The organism is Pectobacterium sp. IFB5596, assembly GCF_021432585.1.
Taxonomy (GTDB): domain Bacteria; phylum Pseudomonadota; class Gammaproteobacteria; order Enterobacterales; family Enterobacteriaceae; genus Pectobacterium; species Pectobacterium punjabense.
Window position 1 is genome coordinate 264999 of sequence record NZ_LXFY01000001.1, and the last position, 14916, is coordinate 279914.

A 14916-nucleotide genomic window follows, 5' to 3' on the forward strand; every position below is an offset into this window, starting at 1 on the left:
TACTTCGACGACCGTAATCGGCTCTGTTGTTGATTCGGGAACGACTGATGATGCCGACTCTGCCGTATTTAACTCGGACTGCTGCGCGGCTTTACGGGCTTTAACTCGCGTAAGGGCAGCGGCTACGGCGGCTTTACGTGGATCACGCTCATCAGGTGTCACGTCTGCTGTTGATGTGTCCTGTTGCGCTTGTGTCTCGCGCGCCCGTTCTTCACGCACTAATGCTTTGCGTGCGGCACGTGCGGCGATGGCTGCACTGTTATCCGGTTGTGTATCGGGGATTACCGCGATAGGAGCACCGATTTCGGTTTCTGCGGTTTGTTTACGGCGTACTCGTTCCAGCGCGGCCTGAACGGCATCTTTGTCACTGGTGGAGACGCCAGCAGTAGCCTGTTTGTGGCGCAGTTCGCGCGCGGCTTTTTCCCGCTCCAGACGAGCCTGTTTGGCATCAAAACGTACTTTGGCCTGTGCGGCACGCTGTGCGTCTTCGTCGATGGCCCGAATTTCGGCCTTTTCCTGACGATAGTACTGTACCAGCGGGATATTGCTGGGGCAGACGTAAGCGCAAGCACCACATTCGATACAATCGAATAGATGATGGTTGCGGGCTTTTTCGTGCTCCTGTCCGCGACTGAACCAGTACAACTGCTGCGGTAAAAGCCCTGCCGGACAGGCATCGGCACATTTGCTACAGCGAATACAGGATTGTTCTTCGGCAACGGGCTCCATTTCCGAATGTGACGGCGCGAGCAGGCAGTTGCTGATTTTGACGATGGGTACGTCCAGCGACGGCAGTGTAAAGCCCATCAACGGGCCGCCCATCACCACCATCGGCTGCTTATTAACATGGAAGCCACCCTGTTTGAGCAGATGGCGCACGGGTGTCCCCAATCGCGCCCACACGTTCCCAGGCTGACGCAAGGCTTCGCCAGTCAGCGTCACCACGCGCTCTGTGAGCGGTTCGCCGTCAATCACGGCGCGTTTGATGGCGAACGCCGTGCCGACGTTTTGCATGAGTACGCCAATTGCGGCGGAGTGTTTACCGAACGGGACTTCTTTGCCGGTCAAAATCTTGGTGAGCTGCTTGGCACCACCTGACGGATACTTGGTGGGGATGACGCGCAACTGCATGTCGCTGCGTTTACCCAAAGCTTGCCGCAGAGCGCTGATGGCTTCTGGCTTGTTGTCTTCAACGCCAATCAAAATACGCGTTGGCTGCAACAGGAACGACAGAATCTCGACGCCCTGAATAATCTCATCGGCACACTCCTGCATGAGCCGATCGTCGGCGGTAATATAGGGTTCGCATTCTGCGCCGTTAATAATCAGGGTTTTAATCCCGCGCATCCCGCCCTGTAATTTAGCTGCGGTAGGGAAGCCTGCACCGCCCAAACCCGCAATACCCGCCTGATGGAGATGGGCAAGTAGGGTATCGATGCTTTGCGCACGGTAATCCGCATAGGTCTGACGCTCACACCAGCGATCTTCACCGTCCGGTATGATAATGATACTGAGTTCTGACAGGCCAGAAGGGTGCGCCGTAGTGTGTTGGCGGATCGCGTTCACCGTTCCTGATGTGGGTGCGTGAACGGGCAGTGTTCTGCCTTTTCCCCGCGTCAGCGGCTGGCCGCGCAGCACCTTATCGCCGACGCTGACGCAGATTTCGCCTTCCGGTCCAAGATGTTGCTTGAGCGGAATAATGAACTGTTCTGGCAGCGAGATCTGGCGTAACGGCGTCTGGCTGGACTGCGTCTTCATTTCTGGCGGATGAATGCCTCCGTCGAAATCCCAGATCCTGTCTTTTCTAAAGGCGGAAAACAGCTTAAGCATGTCGTTCTACTTGAATAACGCGTACTGGAATCGTGTCGAGATCCCATTTCCAGTTAGCGGGAGTCGGAGCGATGGGCCGTAATTCGATACAGTCCGTTGGGCAAGGGGAGACGCAGAGATCACAACCGGTGCATAAATCGCTGACGACGGTGTGTACCGCTTTAGTGCTGCCGATGATGGCATCAACCGGACACGCCTGAATACACTTGGTACAGCCGATGCAGTTGCTTTCATCGATCCAGGCAACATGGCGTGCAGGGGATTGAACATCCGCATCACCTTCCAGCGGCTGCGGATCAACGTTGAGTTTTTCAGCCAGCTTCAGCATCATCGCTTCGCCACCGGGGCCACATTTATTAATGCTTTCACCATTCAGCGCGACCGCTTCGGCGTAAGGGCGGCAGCCGGGGTAGCCGCACTGACCACACTGACTTTGTGGCAGCATCGCTTCCACTTCTTCCACGATCGGATCGTTTTCGACTTCAAAACGACGCGAGGCGTAGCCAAGCACCAAACCGAATGCCAGCGCGAGTGCGCTTAATGCCGCAATGGCGATCCAGATAGCGGTCATCAGAATTTCACCAATCCGGTAAAGCCCATAAATGCCAGCGACATGAGGCCTGCTGTGATCAGCGCGATAGAAGAGCCTCGGAACGGTGCGGGAATGTCCGACACGGCGAGGCGCTCGCGAATGGCGGCGAAGAGCACCATCACCAGTGAGAAGCCCGCAGCACCGCCGAAACCATAAATCGTCGATTGCAGGAAGCCGTGCGACAAGTTGATATTGAGCAAGACAACGCCAAGCACGGCACAGTTGGTGGTGATCAACGGCAGGAAAATCCCGAGCAGGCGGTACAGCTCAGGGCTGACTTTACGCACAAACATCTCGGAAAACTGCACCACAACGGCGAGTACCAGAATAAAAGCCATGGTGCGCAAATAGAGAATATCGAGCGGAACGAGGATAAATTCGTTAACCAACCAGGAAAACATGGAGCCGACAGTCATCACAAATGTGGTCGCCATACCCATGCCAATCGCCGTCTCCAGCTTTTTGGACACGCCCATAAAGGGGCATAGCCCAAGAAACTTCACTAAGACGAAATTATTTACCAGAAGGATGCTAACAAAGAGCAATGCGTATTCGGTCATTACGGTGCCTACAAAACAAAACCGGACTATTATCAGGTATTGTTGGGTTTTCGACAACATACCCAAAGTAGGGTTATCGCTGTCCTCTTCAAGAAGCGGAAGATCAGGTTCTCTGAATAAGAGAAATGCCGGGCTATCAAACCGCAACACGCAGTGCGTTCTGAGCCATAGCCCGGAAGGGAATTATTGCATAATTATTCTTTTTTCGCAGATAACAATTTATCGCTACAGAACATAACGCCAGACGGATTTTGGCACGCAGCCGACATCGAATAAGCGCCCGCCGGAGGCTAATTCAGCCCGCCGATGATCGGCTGCACGATACATGTTGATGATTTCCTGACTCTCTGTCAGAGAGTAATTGAGGTGATCAAAGAGTTTTTCCAGACTTTCTGTTGAGCTGACTTTCCTGAATTTGAGCAAGTAATCATGAACGGTCATGGTGAGTTGGTCTAATAGTTATGTGGTTGAGATGACTAAGTATATTCAAGCGAGAAAGTCTGTCTAGAGGGCGAGGTAAAAAGTACGCTTATTTTTCAATAACAAACGACTAGAAATAAAAAATAACGAATTGAGAGAAAAATAAGACGACTTTGGAGAGTAGGAGCGATGAATGCCTATAAAGGAGCAGATTGTCTACGGATGAAAGAACCATAGACAACCTGTCTCAATGCGTAAAACTAGCGGCTACAAAGTTTGTAGTACACCTCGTTCCAGCGCAGCGCATCTTTGAATTCGTGGAGTCGAGTTTCGTTGTCGATCACCAGCAGTTCAATGTTCTGCATCTCGGCGTAGAGCCGCATGTGGTCGAGATCCAATGCCTGACTAAAGACCGTATGGTGCGCACCACCTGCCAGAATCCAGGCTTCTGCCGCCACTTCCAGCGACGGTTGTGCTTTCCAGATAGCACGGGCAACTGGTAATTTTGGCAATGGACGCGGCTGCTCGATGGTGTCGACCAGATTAACCAACATCCTGAAACGATCGCCCATATCGATCACGCTGGCGTTGAGAGAGGGGCCGGCTGGCGTGGAGAATATCAGACGGGCAGGATCGGCTTTTCCGCCAATTCCAAGGTGCTGCGCATCCAAAATCGGTTTCTGCTCTTTTGCAATGGAGGGGCACACTTCCAGCATGTGGGAGCCGACGACCAGATCGTTACCGTTCTGGAAGTTATAGGTGTAGTCCTCCATGAAGGAGGTACCGCCCGGCAAACCGCCAGCCATCACTTTCATGATGCGCAGTAGCGCTGCGGTTTTCCAGTCACCTTCACCGCCGAAACCATAGCCTTGCTGCATTAGACGCTGTACCGCCAGTCCCGGTAGCTGTTTCAGACCGTACAGGTTTTCAAAATCAGTGGTGAACGCGTGATAACCGCCTTGTTCCAGAAAGCGCTTCATCCCAAGTTCGATCTGAGCGGCATCCAGCAGATTCTGACGATTTGCCCCGTTGAGTTTCACGGCGTCCGTCAACTGATAGCTGGCTTCGTATTCTTCGACCAACGTATCAATATCGCCTTTGGAAACGGCATCAACCACGGCAGTTAAATCACCGAGTCCCCAGGCGCTGACGGCGTAGCCGAACTGAATCTGTGCGCCGACTTTATCGCCTTCGGTGACGGCGACTTCGCGCATGTTGTCACCAAATCGCGCGACTTTCAGCTGCTTGCTTTCCTGAAGTGCGGCAGCAACCCGCATCCATTTCCCAATACGGGCATGCGCATTCTTATCCTGCCAGTGGCCGACCACCACCTGATGCGCCTGCCGCATCCGGGCGCCGATGAAGCCAAATTCGCGCCCGCCGTGTGCGGTTTGGTTTAGGTTCATGAAATCCATGTCCATGGTGTCCCATGGCACTTCGGCATTGAACTGGGTATGGAATTGCAGCAGCGGTTTACTGAGTACGCTCAGGCCACCAATCCACATTTTTGCCGGAGAGAAGGTGTGCAGCCAGGTGAGCAAGCCGATGCAGTTATCCTGATAGTTGGCATCGCGACACAGTGCCAGAATTTCATCCGGCGTTTTTACCAGTGGCTTCAGCACCAGCTTAACCGGTAGGTTGGCCTGCTGATTCAATCCCGCGACGACTTTTTCCGCATTCTCTTTTACCTGACGCAACGTTTCTGGCCCATAGAGATGCTGGCTACCGATGACGAACCAGACTTCAAGCTGCTTAAAATGATCCATGATGACTCCTGTAACGTGATCCCCAGAGGGATAAAAATTAGTTTTTTGCCGTAGACGCGGGGCTATAAGCCGGTTCCGCAAGGCGGCACCACTGCTGATAGCGTTCATAAAGCTGCTGATAACGTGCGACGCGCTCACTATCAGGCATTAAGGTGCGTTCTATGCCGCTGGCCATATGCTGTTGTGCGGTTGGAATATCGGCGTGAACGCCAGCGGCGACGGCGGCAAAGATCGCCGCGCCGAGTGCACAACACTGATCGGACGCAACGATCTGTAAGGGGCGATTCATTACATCGGTACAGACCTGCATGATGACGGGCGATTTCCGCGCGATGCCGCCCAGTGCCAGCACGTTTTCGACAGGGACGCCCTGATCTTCAAAACACTCCATAATCGCGCGTGCGCCAAAAGCGGTAGCAGCAATAAAACCGCCGAATAGTGTCGGGGCATCGGTGCCCAGATTGAGATCGGTAATCACGCCTTTTAAGCGCTGGTTAGCGAACGGTGTTCTGCGGCCGTTAAACCAATCCAGCACGATAGGCAGGTGATCCAACGTGGGATTTTCCGCCCAGTTACGGGTGAGCCGCTCCAACAGCTTGGCTTCCACCGCCTGTAGGTATGATTTAAGTTCCGGGTGGTCTTTTACAGCTTCTTGTAACGACCAGCCCAGCAGTCTGCCAAACCAGGCGTACATGTCGCCGAAGGCGGATTGTCCAGCTTCAAGGCCGATATAATGAGGGACGACGCTGCCATCGACTTGTCCACAGATGCCAGCGATAGTGCGATCGGCAATGCGTTCTTCATCCGCGATCAGAATGTCGCAGGTAGAAGTACCAATCACTTTGACCAGCGAGTAAGGCTGAGCGCCCGCGCCGACCGTGCCGACATGACAGTCAAACGCGCCACCTGCAAGCGTGACCGTCGCGGGGAGGCCAAGCCGCTGTGCCCATTCTGCGGTGAGGGTGCCGACTGGCTGTTCGGCGGTCCAGGTATCGGTAAACAGCGGATACTGCAATGTCTCGGTCAGGCAGGGATCGAGCGCGTGTAAGAAATCTTTCGGTGGTAGTCCGCCCCAGCTCGGGTGCCAGAGTGATTTATGTCCGGCGCTGCAACGGCCGCGACGCATATCGGCAGGCGCTTGCGTACCGGAAAGTAGGGCGGGCACCCAGTCGCACAGTTCCACCCAGGAAACGGCCGCCTGACGTACTGCCGCATCTTCACGCGAAACATGGAGAATTTTGGCCCAGAACCATTCAGACGAGTAAACGCCACCGATATAGCGGGTGTAATCCGGGAAGTGACCGCTCCGACACAGCGCGTTAATGGCATCCGCTTCTTCTATTGCAGTATGGTCTTTCCACAGCACGAACATCGCATTGGGATTGTTGGCAAACTCGGGTCGCAGCGCCAAAATCTGACCGTATTCGTCAATCGGTGCGGGTGTTGATCCCGTTGAGTCCACGCCAATACCGATGATGCTTTGTCGCTGCTCATCCGTCAGACGGGAAACCACGACTTTAATCGCCTGCTCCAGCGATTCGATATAGTCCAGCGGATGGTGTCGGAACTGGTTGTTGGCAGGCTGACAATATTTACCCTCACGCCAGCGGGGGTAGTAGACCACTTCTGTTTCCAATTCTTTCCCGCTTTGGCAGTCAACGGCTAAGGCGCGTACCGAATCACTGCCGAAGTCGAGACCAATCGTAATAGCGCCCGCGCTCATGCTTTGCTCCTCATTAATCCCAGATCGTTGATGTTTACGATAGGCAGGGATAGGGAGGGGCGGTTAGGAGCGGTTAGCTGGAAGTATGTATTTTTCTGTCGCCAGCAGCCATTTTGTGAAGCCCGTCAAAGGTTAATGATTGGTTAAAATTGCTAAATGTATGCACAAACCTGTCATTGTTCCGGGATGTGATAAAGCTCTATATTCGGACTAAAAATAACGACTAAAACATAAAGCGTCTGAATGCTACTGAGTAAAGGAATCGCGCTAAGTCTGTGTTTTTCCTTTATCCAGACCGGAAATACCCTTACCAGGAACTCGAATTCGTTTCAGCGTCGCTGGCGAATGAAAAGATAATGACACCGGAGAACATCATGCATAAATTCACTAAGGCGCTGGCAGCAATCGGGTTAGCCGCTGTTATGTCACAATCAGCTATGGCAGAGAACTTAAAGCTGGGATTTCTGGTTAAGCAGCCGGAAGAACCCTGGTTCCAGACCGAATGGAAATTCGCTGATAAGGCAGGAAAAGATCTTGGTTTTGATGTGATAAAAATTGCGGTGCCTGATGGGGAAAAAACCCTGAATGCGATTGATAGCCTGGCGGCCAGCGGGGCGAAAGGATTTGTTATCTGTACGCCCGATCCGAAATTAGGGCCTGCCATTATGGCCAAGGCGCGCAGCTACAATCTTAAGGTGATTGCGGTTGATGACCAGTTCGTGAATGCCAAAGGTCAACCGATGGATACGGTACCGTTGGTGATGATGGCGGCGACCAAAATTGGTGAGCGTCAGGGTCAGGAACTGTATAAAGAGATGAACAAGCGTGGCTGGAAAGTGGATGAAACAGCGGTGATGGCGATTACCGCTGATGAGTTGGACACCGCGCGCCGTCGTACTTCTGGCTCTATGGATGCGCTGAAGGCCGCTGGCTTCCCAGAAAAACAGATCTATCGGGTCCCCACCAAATCTAACGATATCCCCGGCGCGTTTGACGCTGCCAACTCTATGCTGGTTCAGCATCCCGGCGTGAAAAACTGGCTGATTATCGGTATGAACGACAACACCGTGTTGGGTGGCGTTCGTGCAACGGAAGGACAGGGCTTTAAAGCGGAAAACGTCATTGGTATCGGCATCAACGGCGTGGATGCGGTGAGCGAACTGTCCAAAGGTCAGGCAACGGGCTTCTTTGGTTCACTGCTGCCAAGCCCGGATATTCACGGCTACAAGAGTATCCAGATGCTGAATGACTGGGTAACCAAAGGCGTAGAACCGGAGAAATTCACCGAAGTGACAGACGTGGTGCTGATCACGCGTGACAACTTTAAGGTCGAACTGGAGAAAAAAGGCCTGATGTAATCACGCCTGATTTCGTAAAGACGCGGATAACACCGATCGGCATGATGCGGGTCGAGGTTATCCGCGCTCTACCTGCATCGTTATGAGGAAACAGACATGACAGCACAGTCACCCTATTTGTCGTTTCATGGGATTGGTAAAGAATTTCCCGGTGTTAAGGCGCTTTCGGATATCAGCTTTTCCTGCCATGCCGGCCAGATCCATGCATTGATGGGGGAAAACGGGGCGGGCAAGTCGACGCTGTTAAAAATCCTGAGTGGCAACTATGCACCGTCAGAGGGCGAAATCCGCATTCAGGGCAAGCCTGTGCAGTTCAGTAATACGATGGATGCCCTGAATGCGGGCGTTGCTATCATTTATCAGGAACTGCATTTAGTGCCGGAAATGACGGTTGCCGAGAACATCTATCTGGGGCAACTGCCGCATAAATACGGCATGGTGAACTATTCGTTGCTGCGCTATGAAGCCAAGCTCCAGTTACAACATCTGGGATTGGATATCGATCCTGATACTCCGCTGAAGTACCTGTCGATCGGGCAGTGGCAAATGGTGGAAATCGCCAAGGCGCTGGCTCGTAATGCCAAGATTATCGCTTTTGATGAGCCGACCAGCTCGCTGTCTGCCCGCGAAATTGAGCAACTCTTCCGGGTGATTACGGAACTGCGCAGTGAAGGCCGGATCATTTTGTACGTTTCGCACCGAATGGAAGAAATTTTTGCGCTGAGCGATGCCATTACCGTGTTTAAAGATGGTCGCTATGTGCGCACGTTTGACGATATGCAGCAGGTGAACCATGAGTCGCTGGTACAGGCGATGGTAGGGCGTAACCTGGGGGATATCTATGGCTACGCGGCGCGTCCGCACGGCGAAGAACGTTTGACGTTGAAAGACGTGAAAGCGCCGGGCGTGAAATCCACGATTTCATTGAGTGTGAAGCAAGGGGAGATTGTCGGGTTATTTGGTCTGGTTGGCGCGGGCCGCAGCGAACTGATGAAAGGGCTGTTTGGCGCGACCAAAATCACCGGCGGTCAGGTGTTGTTGGATGGCAAACCGCTGGTGGTGAATTCTCCCATCGATGCGATTCGCCAAGGTGTGATGCTTTGTCCCGAGGATCGCAAAGCGGACGGTATCATTCCGGTGCACTCGGTGCGCGATAACATCAATATCAGCGCAAGACGTAAGAGCCTTAAAGCCGGTTTTATTATTAATAACCAGTGGGAAGCGGATAACGCCTCGCAGCGCATTGATGCGTTGAACATCAAAACGCCGTCCGCTGAACAGCTGATTATGAATCTTTCCGGTGGAAACCAGCAGAAAGCCATTCTTGGCCGCTGGTTGTCCGAAGAGATGAAAGTCATTTTGCTCGATGAGCCCACGCGCGGCATCGACGTCGGCGCGAAGCACGAAATTTATCACGTCATCTATGAGTTGGCGAATCAGGGGATTGCGGTACTGTTTGCCTCCAGCGATTTACCCGAAGTGCTTGGGCTGGCTGACCGGATTATCGTCATGCGCGAAGGTGCCGTCTCCGGCGAACTGCGGCATGCCGATGCCACGGAGCAGAAGGTGCTCAGTCTGGCCATGTTACGAACCCCCGATATCGAATCTGCGGTTGCCTGACCGCGAAGGAGCAAAATAATGTCAACGGTTACGTCTGCAACCTCAGAAAAGAAGAAAAACGGTATGGGACTGTCCCGCATTTGGGATAACTACGGCATGCTGGTGGTGTTTGCCGTGCTGTTTCTTGGCTGCGTGATTTTCGTGCCGAATTTCGCCTCGTTTATCAACATGAAAGGGCTGGGGCTGGCAATTTCCATGTCCGGTATGGTGGCGTGCGGGATGCTGTTCTGTCTGGCTTCGGGTGATTTTGATCTGTCGGTAGCCTCAATTATCGCCTGCGCTGGGGTCGCGACGGCGGTGGTGATTAATATCAGTGAAAGCCTGTGGATCGGCGTCGGTGCCGGGTTGCTGCTCGGCGTGGCGTTTGGTTTGCTCAACGGCTTCGTGATTGCCCGTTTGAAGATCAACGCGCTGATCACGACGCTGGCGACGATGCAGATTGCGCGCGGCCTGGCGTACATCATTTCCGATGGTAAAGCGGTAGGGATTGAAGATGAGCGTTTCTTCGAACTGGGCTACGCCAACTGGCTGGGCCTGCCTGCGCCAATTTGGATCACCATCGGCTGTATGATTCTGTTTGGCCTGCTGCTGAACAAGACAACATTTGGCCGCAATACGCTGGCGATTGGCGGCAATGAAGAAGCGGCACGTTTGGCAGGGGTACCTGTTGTGCGCACTAAGATCATCATTTTCGCCTTGTCTGGTCTGGTCTCGGCGGCGGCGGGGATCATTCTGGCCTCGCGAATGACCAGCGGTCAGCCGATGACGTCCATCGGGTATGAGCTGATTGTTATTTCTGCCTGTGTGCTGGGTGGCGTATCGCTAAAAGGCGGGATCGGTAAAATTTCCTTCGTGGTGGCTGGCGTGCTGATTTTAGGTACGGTCGAGAACGCGATGAACCTGCTAAATATCTCGCCGTTCTCTCAGTATGTGGTTCGTGGCCTGATTCTGCTGGCGGCGGTGATCTTCGACCGCTACAAACAGTTGGCGAAGAAAACGGTATAAATGCCCGTGCGGCAGGTAAGAGCCTGCCGCGTCTTATCATTACTAGCGTATACCGGAGGCCTGATGTATCACCGTATGGCGCATGAATCTCAGCCTAATCCACTGTTGCCGGGATATTCGTTCAACGCTTATCTCGTTGCAGGTCTGACGCCAATTCTGGCTGAAGGGCCGCTCGACTTCTTTATCGATCGTCCTGATGGCATGAAAGGCTACATTATTAATCTCACGATGAAAGGACAGGGCCAGGTTTTTGATGGCGATGAAACCTTTTTCTGTAATCCCGGCGATTTGCTGCTGTTTCCGCCGAAATCGACGCATTTTTATGGGCGCTCACCGAGCAGCGACTGCTGGTACCACCGCTGGGTCTATTTCCGTCCTCGTGCCTATTGGGCTGACTGGCTGGAGTGGCACACCAAAAGTAGCGGGATTGGTCGCATGAGTTTACCGAATAACCAACTGTTACTGGAGTTCGACAGGCTGTTTGCCAATATCGAGCAGACACAGCGTTCCGGGCGGCGTTTCTCGGAAGAGCTGGGTATGAATCTACTGGAACGACTGTTGCTCAGAGCGATGGAAGAAGATCCACAGAGCCCACAGAAGATTATGGACCCGCGCGTGATTGAAGCCTGCCAGTTTATTACCAGTAATCTGGCCGGAGAACTGCGTATTGACGAAGTAGCGCGGCACGTTTGTCTGTCGCCGTCGCGGTTGGCACATCTGTTCCGCGAACAGGTCGGTATTAATATTTTGCGTTGGCGTGAAGATCAGCGCGTGATTCGCGCCAAGCTGTTATTGCAGACGACACAGGAATCCATCGCCAATATTGGCCGCGTAGTAGGGTATGACGATCAGCTCTATTTCTCACGTGTGTTCCGCAAGCGAGTCGGTGTCAGCCCCAGCGATTTTCGCCGCCGCAGCAGCGAAATTAATTATCCCGCAGCCAAAACGTTGCCCGTCGCATGGGGAGAGCAGATATCCCATGCCGTGAGCGGTTAACGGGTATTAAAACGCGCTAGATTCCCCTGACGGCGATCCCTATCTGCAATCTGGCGAGGGACGGGTATATACTGAGTGAGAAATCACAAAGTCAAATAAGCTAAGGGGAATCGTCATGAGTGAGACCGTTCGTGTTGGACTGCTGGGCTACGGCTATGCCAGTAAGACGTTCCACGCGCCGTTAATTGCAGGGACGGCAGGGATGGAGCTGGTGGCCGTGTCCAGCAGCAATGCTGAAAAAGTGCACGCGGATTGGGCAAATTTGCGCGTTGAGAACGACCCGCAGGCGTTGTTTAACGATCCCGATATTGACCTCATTGTTATCCCCACCCCTAATGATACCCACTTCCCGCTGGCGAAACTGGCGCTGGAAGCGGGCAAGCATGTCGTCGTCGATAAACCGTTTACGGTGACGTTGTCACAAGCCTACGATCTGGGCGAGATTGCCGAACGCGTCGGAAAAGTCCTTTCTGTATTTCACAATCGCCGCTGGGACAGCGATTTTCTGACGTTGAAGCAGCTACTGTCGGCGGGAACGTTGGGAAATGTCGTGTATATGGAATCGCATTTCGATCGATTCCGGCCTGAAGTTCGCCAGCGCTGGCGTGAAGACGGCAGCGAAGGCAGCGGGATCTGGTACGATCTTGGACCACACTTACTGGATCAGGCGCTGGAACTGTTTGGTTTGCCAGTGGCGATTCAGGTAGATATGGCGCAACTGAGGCCGGGCAGTAAAGCAACAGATTATTTCCACGCGACGCTGATTTACCCGCAACGACGGGTGGTGTTGCACGCCAGTATGCTGGTGGCGGCGGCTTCCGCACGTTATACCGTGCATGGCACGCGCGGCAGTTTTGTAAAATACGGACTCGATCCACAGGAAGACCGTCTGAAAGCGGGTGAACGTCCGCCTTTAGCCGATTGGGGGCAGGATAAGCGTGATGGCGTGCTGACGCTGTCCCGCGATGGCATCACGGCAGAGCAAACTATCGCAACGATTCCGGGTAATTATCCGGCGTACTACGCGGCAGTACGCGATGCGCTGCTGGGTAAAGGTGAAAACCCTGTTAGCGTACATCAGGCGATTCAGGTGATGGAACTGATCGAGCTGGGGCTGCTCTCCTATGAGCAGAAAAAAGCCGTTACGCTGAAAAATAGCTAGATTTACTGCGTTTAATTCCAGATAGTTAACAGTTTGTTTAAACGGGCGATCTTAGGATCGCCCGTATTGTTAGGGTGTTAATTGGGCTGATAACAGGCTAGGGGAAAGGTGTCGGGCATGGGGTGGTTACAACGGTTACGTATTGATAAGTTTTTATTGGTTCTGATTTTGGTCGTGGTGACAGCGTCGATCCTTCCTGCTGAAGGCACCGTAAAGGTTTTCTTTGAGTACCTGACAACGGCGGCAATTGCTCTGCTGTTCTTTATGCACGGTGCGAAGCTCTCGCGTGAAGCGATTACTACCGGTATGGGGCACTGGCGTTTGCATTTGGTGGTGTTTGCCAGCACATTTATTTTATTTCCGCTGCTGGGAATGGGCATGAGTCTGCTGTCGCCGATTGTGCTGACGCCGACGTTATACCTTGGTTTCCTCTATCTGTGCGCGCTACCGGCGACGGTGCAGTCGGCGATAGCGTATACCTCTATGGCCGGGGGGAATGTAGCGGCGGCAATCTGTAGTGCGTCTGCCTCCAGCATTTTGGGCGTGTTCCTCTCGCCGATTCTGGTCGGTTTACTGATGCAAACGCAGGGGGGCGAAACGGATACGCTACACGCCATTGGTTCCATTATCATGCAATTGATGGTGCCTTTCGTCATTGGACATTTGTCTCGTCCGCTGATTGCCAAATGGGTCGAACGCCACCGTAAGCTGATTAATATTACTGACCGGTCATCGATTCTTTTAGTGGTGTATGTCGCCTTTAGTGAGGCGGTGGTTGAGGGCATTTGGGGACAGATCAACGGCTGGTCGCTGTTGGCAGTGGTAGGTTGTTCTATGGTACTGCTAGCCATTGTGCTGGTGGTGAATACGCTGGCTGCGCGCAAGTTGGGCTTTAATACCGCTGATGAAATCACCATTGTTTTCTGTGGTTCGAAAAAGAGCCTGGCGAATGGGATTCCTATGGCGAACGTACTGTTTCCTGCAGCTGCTGTTGGCGCGATGGTGTTGCCGTTAATGATCTTCCATCAAATTCAATTGATGGTTTGCGCCGCGCTGGCACAACGTTATGCCAAACGGCTAGCCAAGGAACAAGATACGTCTCATCAGTAAGGTATTATCGTTCCTTTGATACATAAATAACGCCCCCGAATTTTCACGGTTCGGGGGCGTTGTCATCTGTAACTATTTAGAAATAGGTTAAATAATCTATTACAGTGATAGTTTCAAAACTGTATCACTTTCTCGATCGGGTACGTTATAACAATGCTGGCTTATCGACATGCGTTGTCGAGAGCAGGGCACAGTTGATGATAATGAGTCTTTGAGATCGAGGGAATATGTTAAAAAAAACGGTGTTAACTTTAGCAATGCTAGGGACGTTGGCTTCCGCATCCGTACAGGCAGCGCAGCATGTGGACTGTGTGAAAACCGATCAAAAACAGATTGCATCGTTATTTGACCGCTGGAATGCGTCGTTGCAAACCGGTGATGCGAAGAAAGTTGATAAAAACTATGCGCCGGATGCCGTACTGTTACCGACATTATCAGGTAAACCGCGCACGAATGACGCGGAGCGTATTGATTATTTCGAGCATTTCCTGGCGAAAAAACCAGTTGGAAAAATTGACACCCGCACGATTCGTATCGGCTGTAATGACGCGGTTGACACCGGAACCTATACCTTCACATTTGGTGATGGAAGCGTAGCCAAAGCACGCTTTACCTATACCTATATTTGGGATGGGAAGCAGTGGTTGATCAGTTCACACCACTCATCGGCAACACCAAACGGGTGATTTATATCCGTCATCTGTGACAATTCGCATCAAACGGCTAACAAGTGTTAGCCGTTTTTCGTGCATGGGTGACATGACCCTATTTTAT

Annotated in this window: 13 protein-coding genes; 7 read left to right on the forward strand and 6 right to left on the reverse strand. The window is 52.8% G+C overall.

Annotation, left to right across the window (positions count from 1 at the left end; genetic code table 11):
- The 6 genes from rsxC to A6301_RS01335 all read right to left on the reverse strand — a co-directional run.
- On the reverse strand, window positions 1-1830 hold a 1830-nt coding region (gene rsxC, locus A6301_RS01310), incomplete at its 3' end, for an electron transport complex subunit RsxC (protein WP_234256906.1).
- Entirely contained in the window at window positions 1823-2401 is a 579-nt protein-coding gene (gene rsxB / locus A6301_RS01315; RefSeq protein ID WP_107169481.1) for an electron transport complex subunit RsxB, read from the reverse strand. The genes rsxB and rsxC, both read right to left, overlap by 8 nt.
- Window positions 2401-2982, reverse strand: coding sequence for an electron transport complex subunit RsxA (rsxA, locus tag A6301_RS01320; RefSeq protein WP_010296121.1), 582 nt, complete (start codon window positions 2980-2982; stop codon window positions 2401-2403). The genes rsxB and rsxA overlap by 1 nt, the downstream gene beginning before the upstream one ends.
- 225 nt (window positions 2983-3207) lie before the next feature.
- Complete coding sequence (gene ydgT, locus A6301_RS01325; protein WP_107169483.1) at window positions 3208-3423, reverse strand: transcription modulator YdgT; 216 nt, start codon at window positions 3421-3423, stop codon at window positions 3208-3210.
- Between the two features lie 239 nt (window positions 3424-3662).
- Window positions 3663-5168 carry an L-arabinose isomerase gene (araA, locus tag A6301_RS01330; RefSeq protein ID WP_107169484.1) on the reverse strand — a complete coding sequence of 502 codons (1506 nt, stop codon included), beginning with the start codon at window positions 5166-5168 and terminating at the stop codon, window positions 3663-3665.
- A 37-nt stretch (window positions 5169-5205) separates the two neighbouring features.
- Window positions 5206-6891, reverse strand: a complete 1686-nt coding sequence (locus A6301_RS01335; protein ID WP_234256907.1) for a ribulokinase — start codon at window positions 6889-6891, stop codon at window positions 5206-5208.
- Window positions 6892-7265: 374 nt separating this feature from the next.
- On the opposite strand from A6301_RS01335, the gene A6301_RS01340 reads away from it, so the two are divergent.
- The 7 genes from A6301_RS01340 to A6301_RS01370 all read left to right on the forward strand — a co-directional run bounded on the left by A6301_RS01340 (window position 7266) and on the right by A6301_RS01370 (window position 14828).
- Window positions 7266-8249, forward strand: coding sequence for an arabinose ABC transporter substrate-binding protein (locus A6301_RS01340; RefSeq protein WP_107169682.1), 984 nt, complete (start codon window positions 7266-7268; stop codon window positions 8247-8249).
- Window positions 8250-8345: 96 nt separating this feature from the next.
- Window positions 8346-9869, forward strand: coding sequence for an L-arabinose ABC transporter ATP-binding protein AraG (araG, locus tag A6301_RS01345; protein WP_107169486.1), 1524 nt, complete (start codon window positions 8346-8348; stop codon window positions 9867-9869).
- 18 nt (window positions 9870-9887) lie between these two features.
- On the forward strand, window positions 9888-10874 hold the full coding sequence (gene araH / locus A6301_RS01350; RefSeq protein WP_107169487.1) for an L-arabinose ABC transporter permease AraH: 987 nt from the start codon (window positions 9888-9890) through the stop codon (window positions 10872-10874).
- A gap of 63 nt (window positions 10875-10937) precedes the next feature.
- Window positions 10938-11870: an arabinose operon transcriptional regulator AraC gene (gene araC, locus A6301_RS01355; protein ID WP_107169488.1), complete on the forward strand. Its 933-nt coding sequence runs from the start codon at window positions 10938-10940 to the stop codon at window positions 11868-11870.
- 115 nt (window positions 11871-11985) lie between these two features.
- Entirely contained in the window at window positions 11986-13032 is a 1047-nt protein-coding gene (locus tag A6301_RS01360) for an oxidoreductase (protein ID WP_205542410.1), read from the forward strand.
- 117 nt (window positions 13033-13149) lie between these two features.
- Window positions 13150-14142 (forward strand): bile acid:sodium symporter family protein, encoded by a 993-nt coding sequence (locus A6301_RS01365; RefSeq protein ID WP_107169490.1) that lies wholly within the window; start codon window positions 13150-13152, stop codon window positions 14140-14142.
- A gap of 227 nt (window positions 14143-14369) precedes the next feature.
- Window positions 14370-14828 (forward strand): SgcJ/EcaC family oxidoreductase, encoded by a 459-nt coding sequence (locus A6301_RS01370; RefSeq protein ID WP_107169491.1) that lies wholly within the window; start codon window positions 14370-14372, stop codon window positions 14826-14828.
- Window positions 14829-14916: the final 88 nt, after the last annotated feature.

Coding starts and splice junctions, on each gene's coding strand:
- rsxB (WP_107169481.1), bottom strand. CDS start 2,401: ATGACCGCTATCTGGATCGCCATTGCGGCATTAAGCGCACTCGCGCTG.
- rsxA (WP_010296121.1), bottom strand. CDS start 2,982: ATGACCGAATACGCATTGCTCTTTGTTAGCATCCTTCTGGTAAATAAT.
- ydgT (WP_107169483.1), bottom strand. CDS start 3,423: ATGACCGTTCATGATTACTTGCTCAAATTCAGGAAAGTCAGCTCAACA.
- araA (WP_107169484.1), bottom strand. CDS start 5,168: ATGGATCATTTTAAGCAGCTTGAAGTCTGGTTCGTCATCGGTAGCCAG.
- A6301_RS01335 (WP_234256907.1), bottom strand. CDS start 6,891: ATGAGCGCGGGCGCTATTACGATTGGTCTCGACTTCGGCAGTGATTCG.
- A6301_RS01340 (WP_107169682.1), top strand. CDS start 7,266: ATGCATAAATTCACTAAGGCGCTGGCAGCAATCGGGTTAGCCGCTGTT.
- araG (WP_107169486.1), top strand. CDS start 8,346: ATGACAGCACAGTCACCCTATTTGTCGTTTCATGGGATTGGTAAAGAA.
- araH (WP_107169487.1), top strand. CDS start 9,888: ATGTCAACGGTTACGTCTGCAACCTCAGAAAAGAAGAAAAACGGTATG.
- araC (WP_107169488.1), top strand. CDS start 10,938: ATGTATCACCGTATGGCGCATGAATCTCAGCCTAATCCACTGTTGCCG.
- A6301_RS01360 (WP_205542410.1), top strand. CDS start 11,986: ATGAGTGAGACCGTTCGTGTTGGACTGCTGGGCTACGGCTATGCCAGT.
- A6301_RS01365 (WP_107169490.1), top strand. CDS start 13,150: ATGGGGTGGTTACAACGGTTACGTATTGATAAGTTTTTATTGGTTCTG.
- A6301_RS01370 (WP_107169491.1), top strand. CDS start 14,370: ATGTTAAAAAAAACGGTGTTAACTTTAGCAATGCTAGGGACGTTGGCT.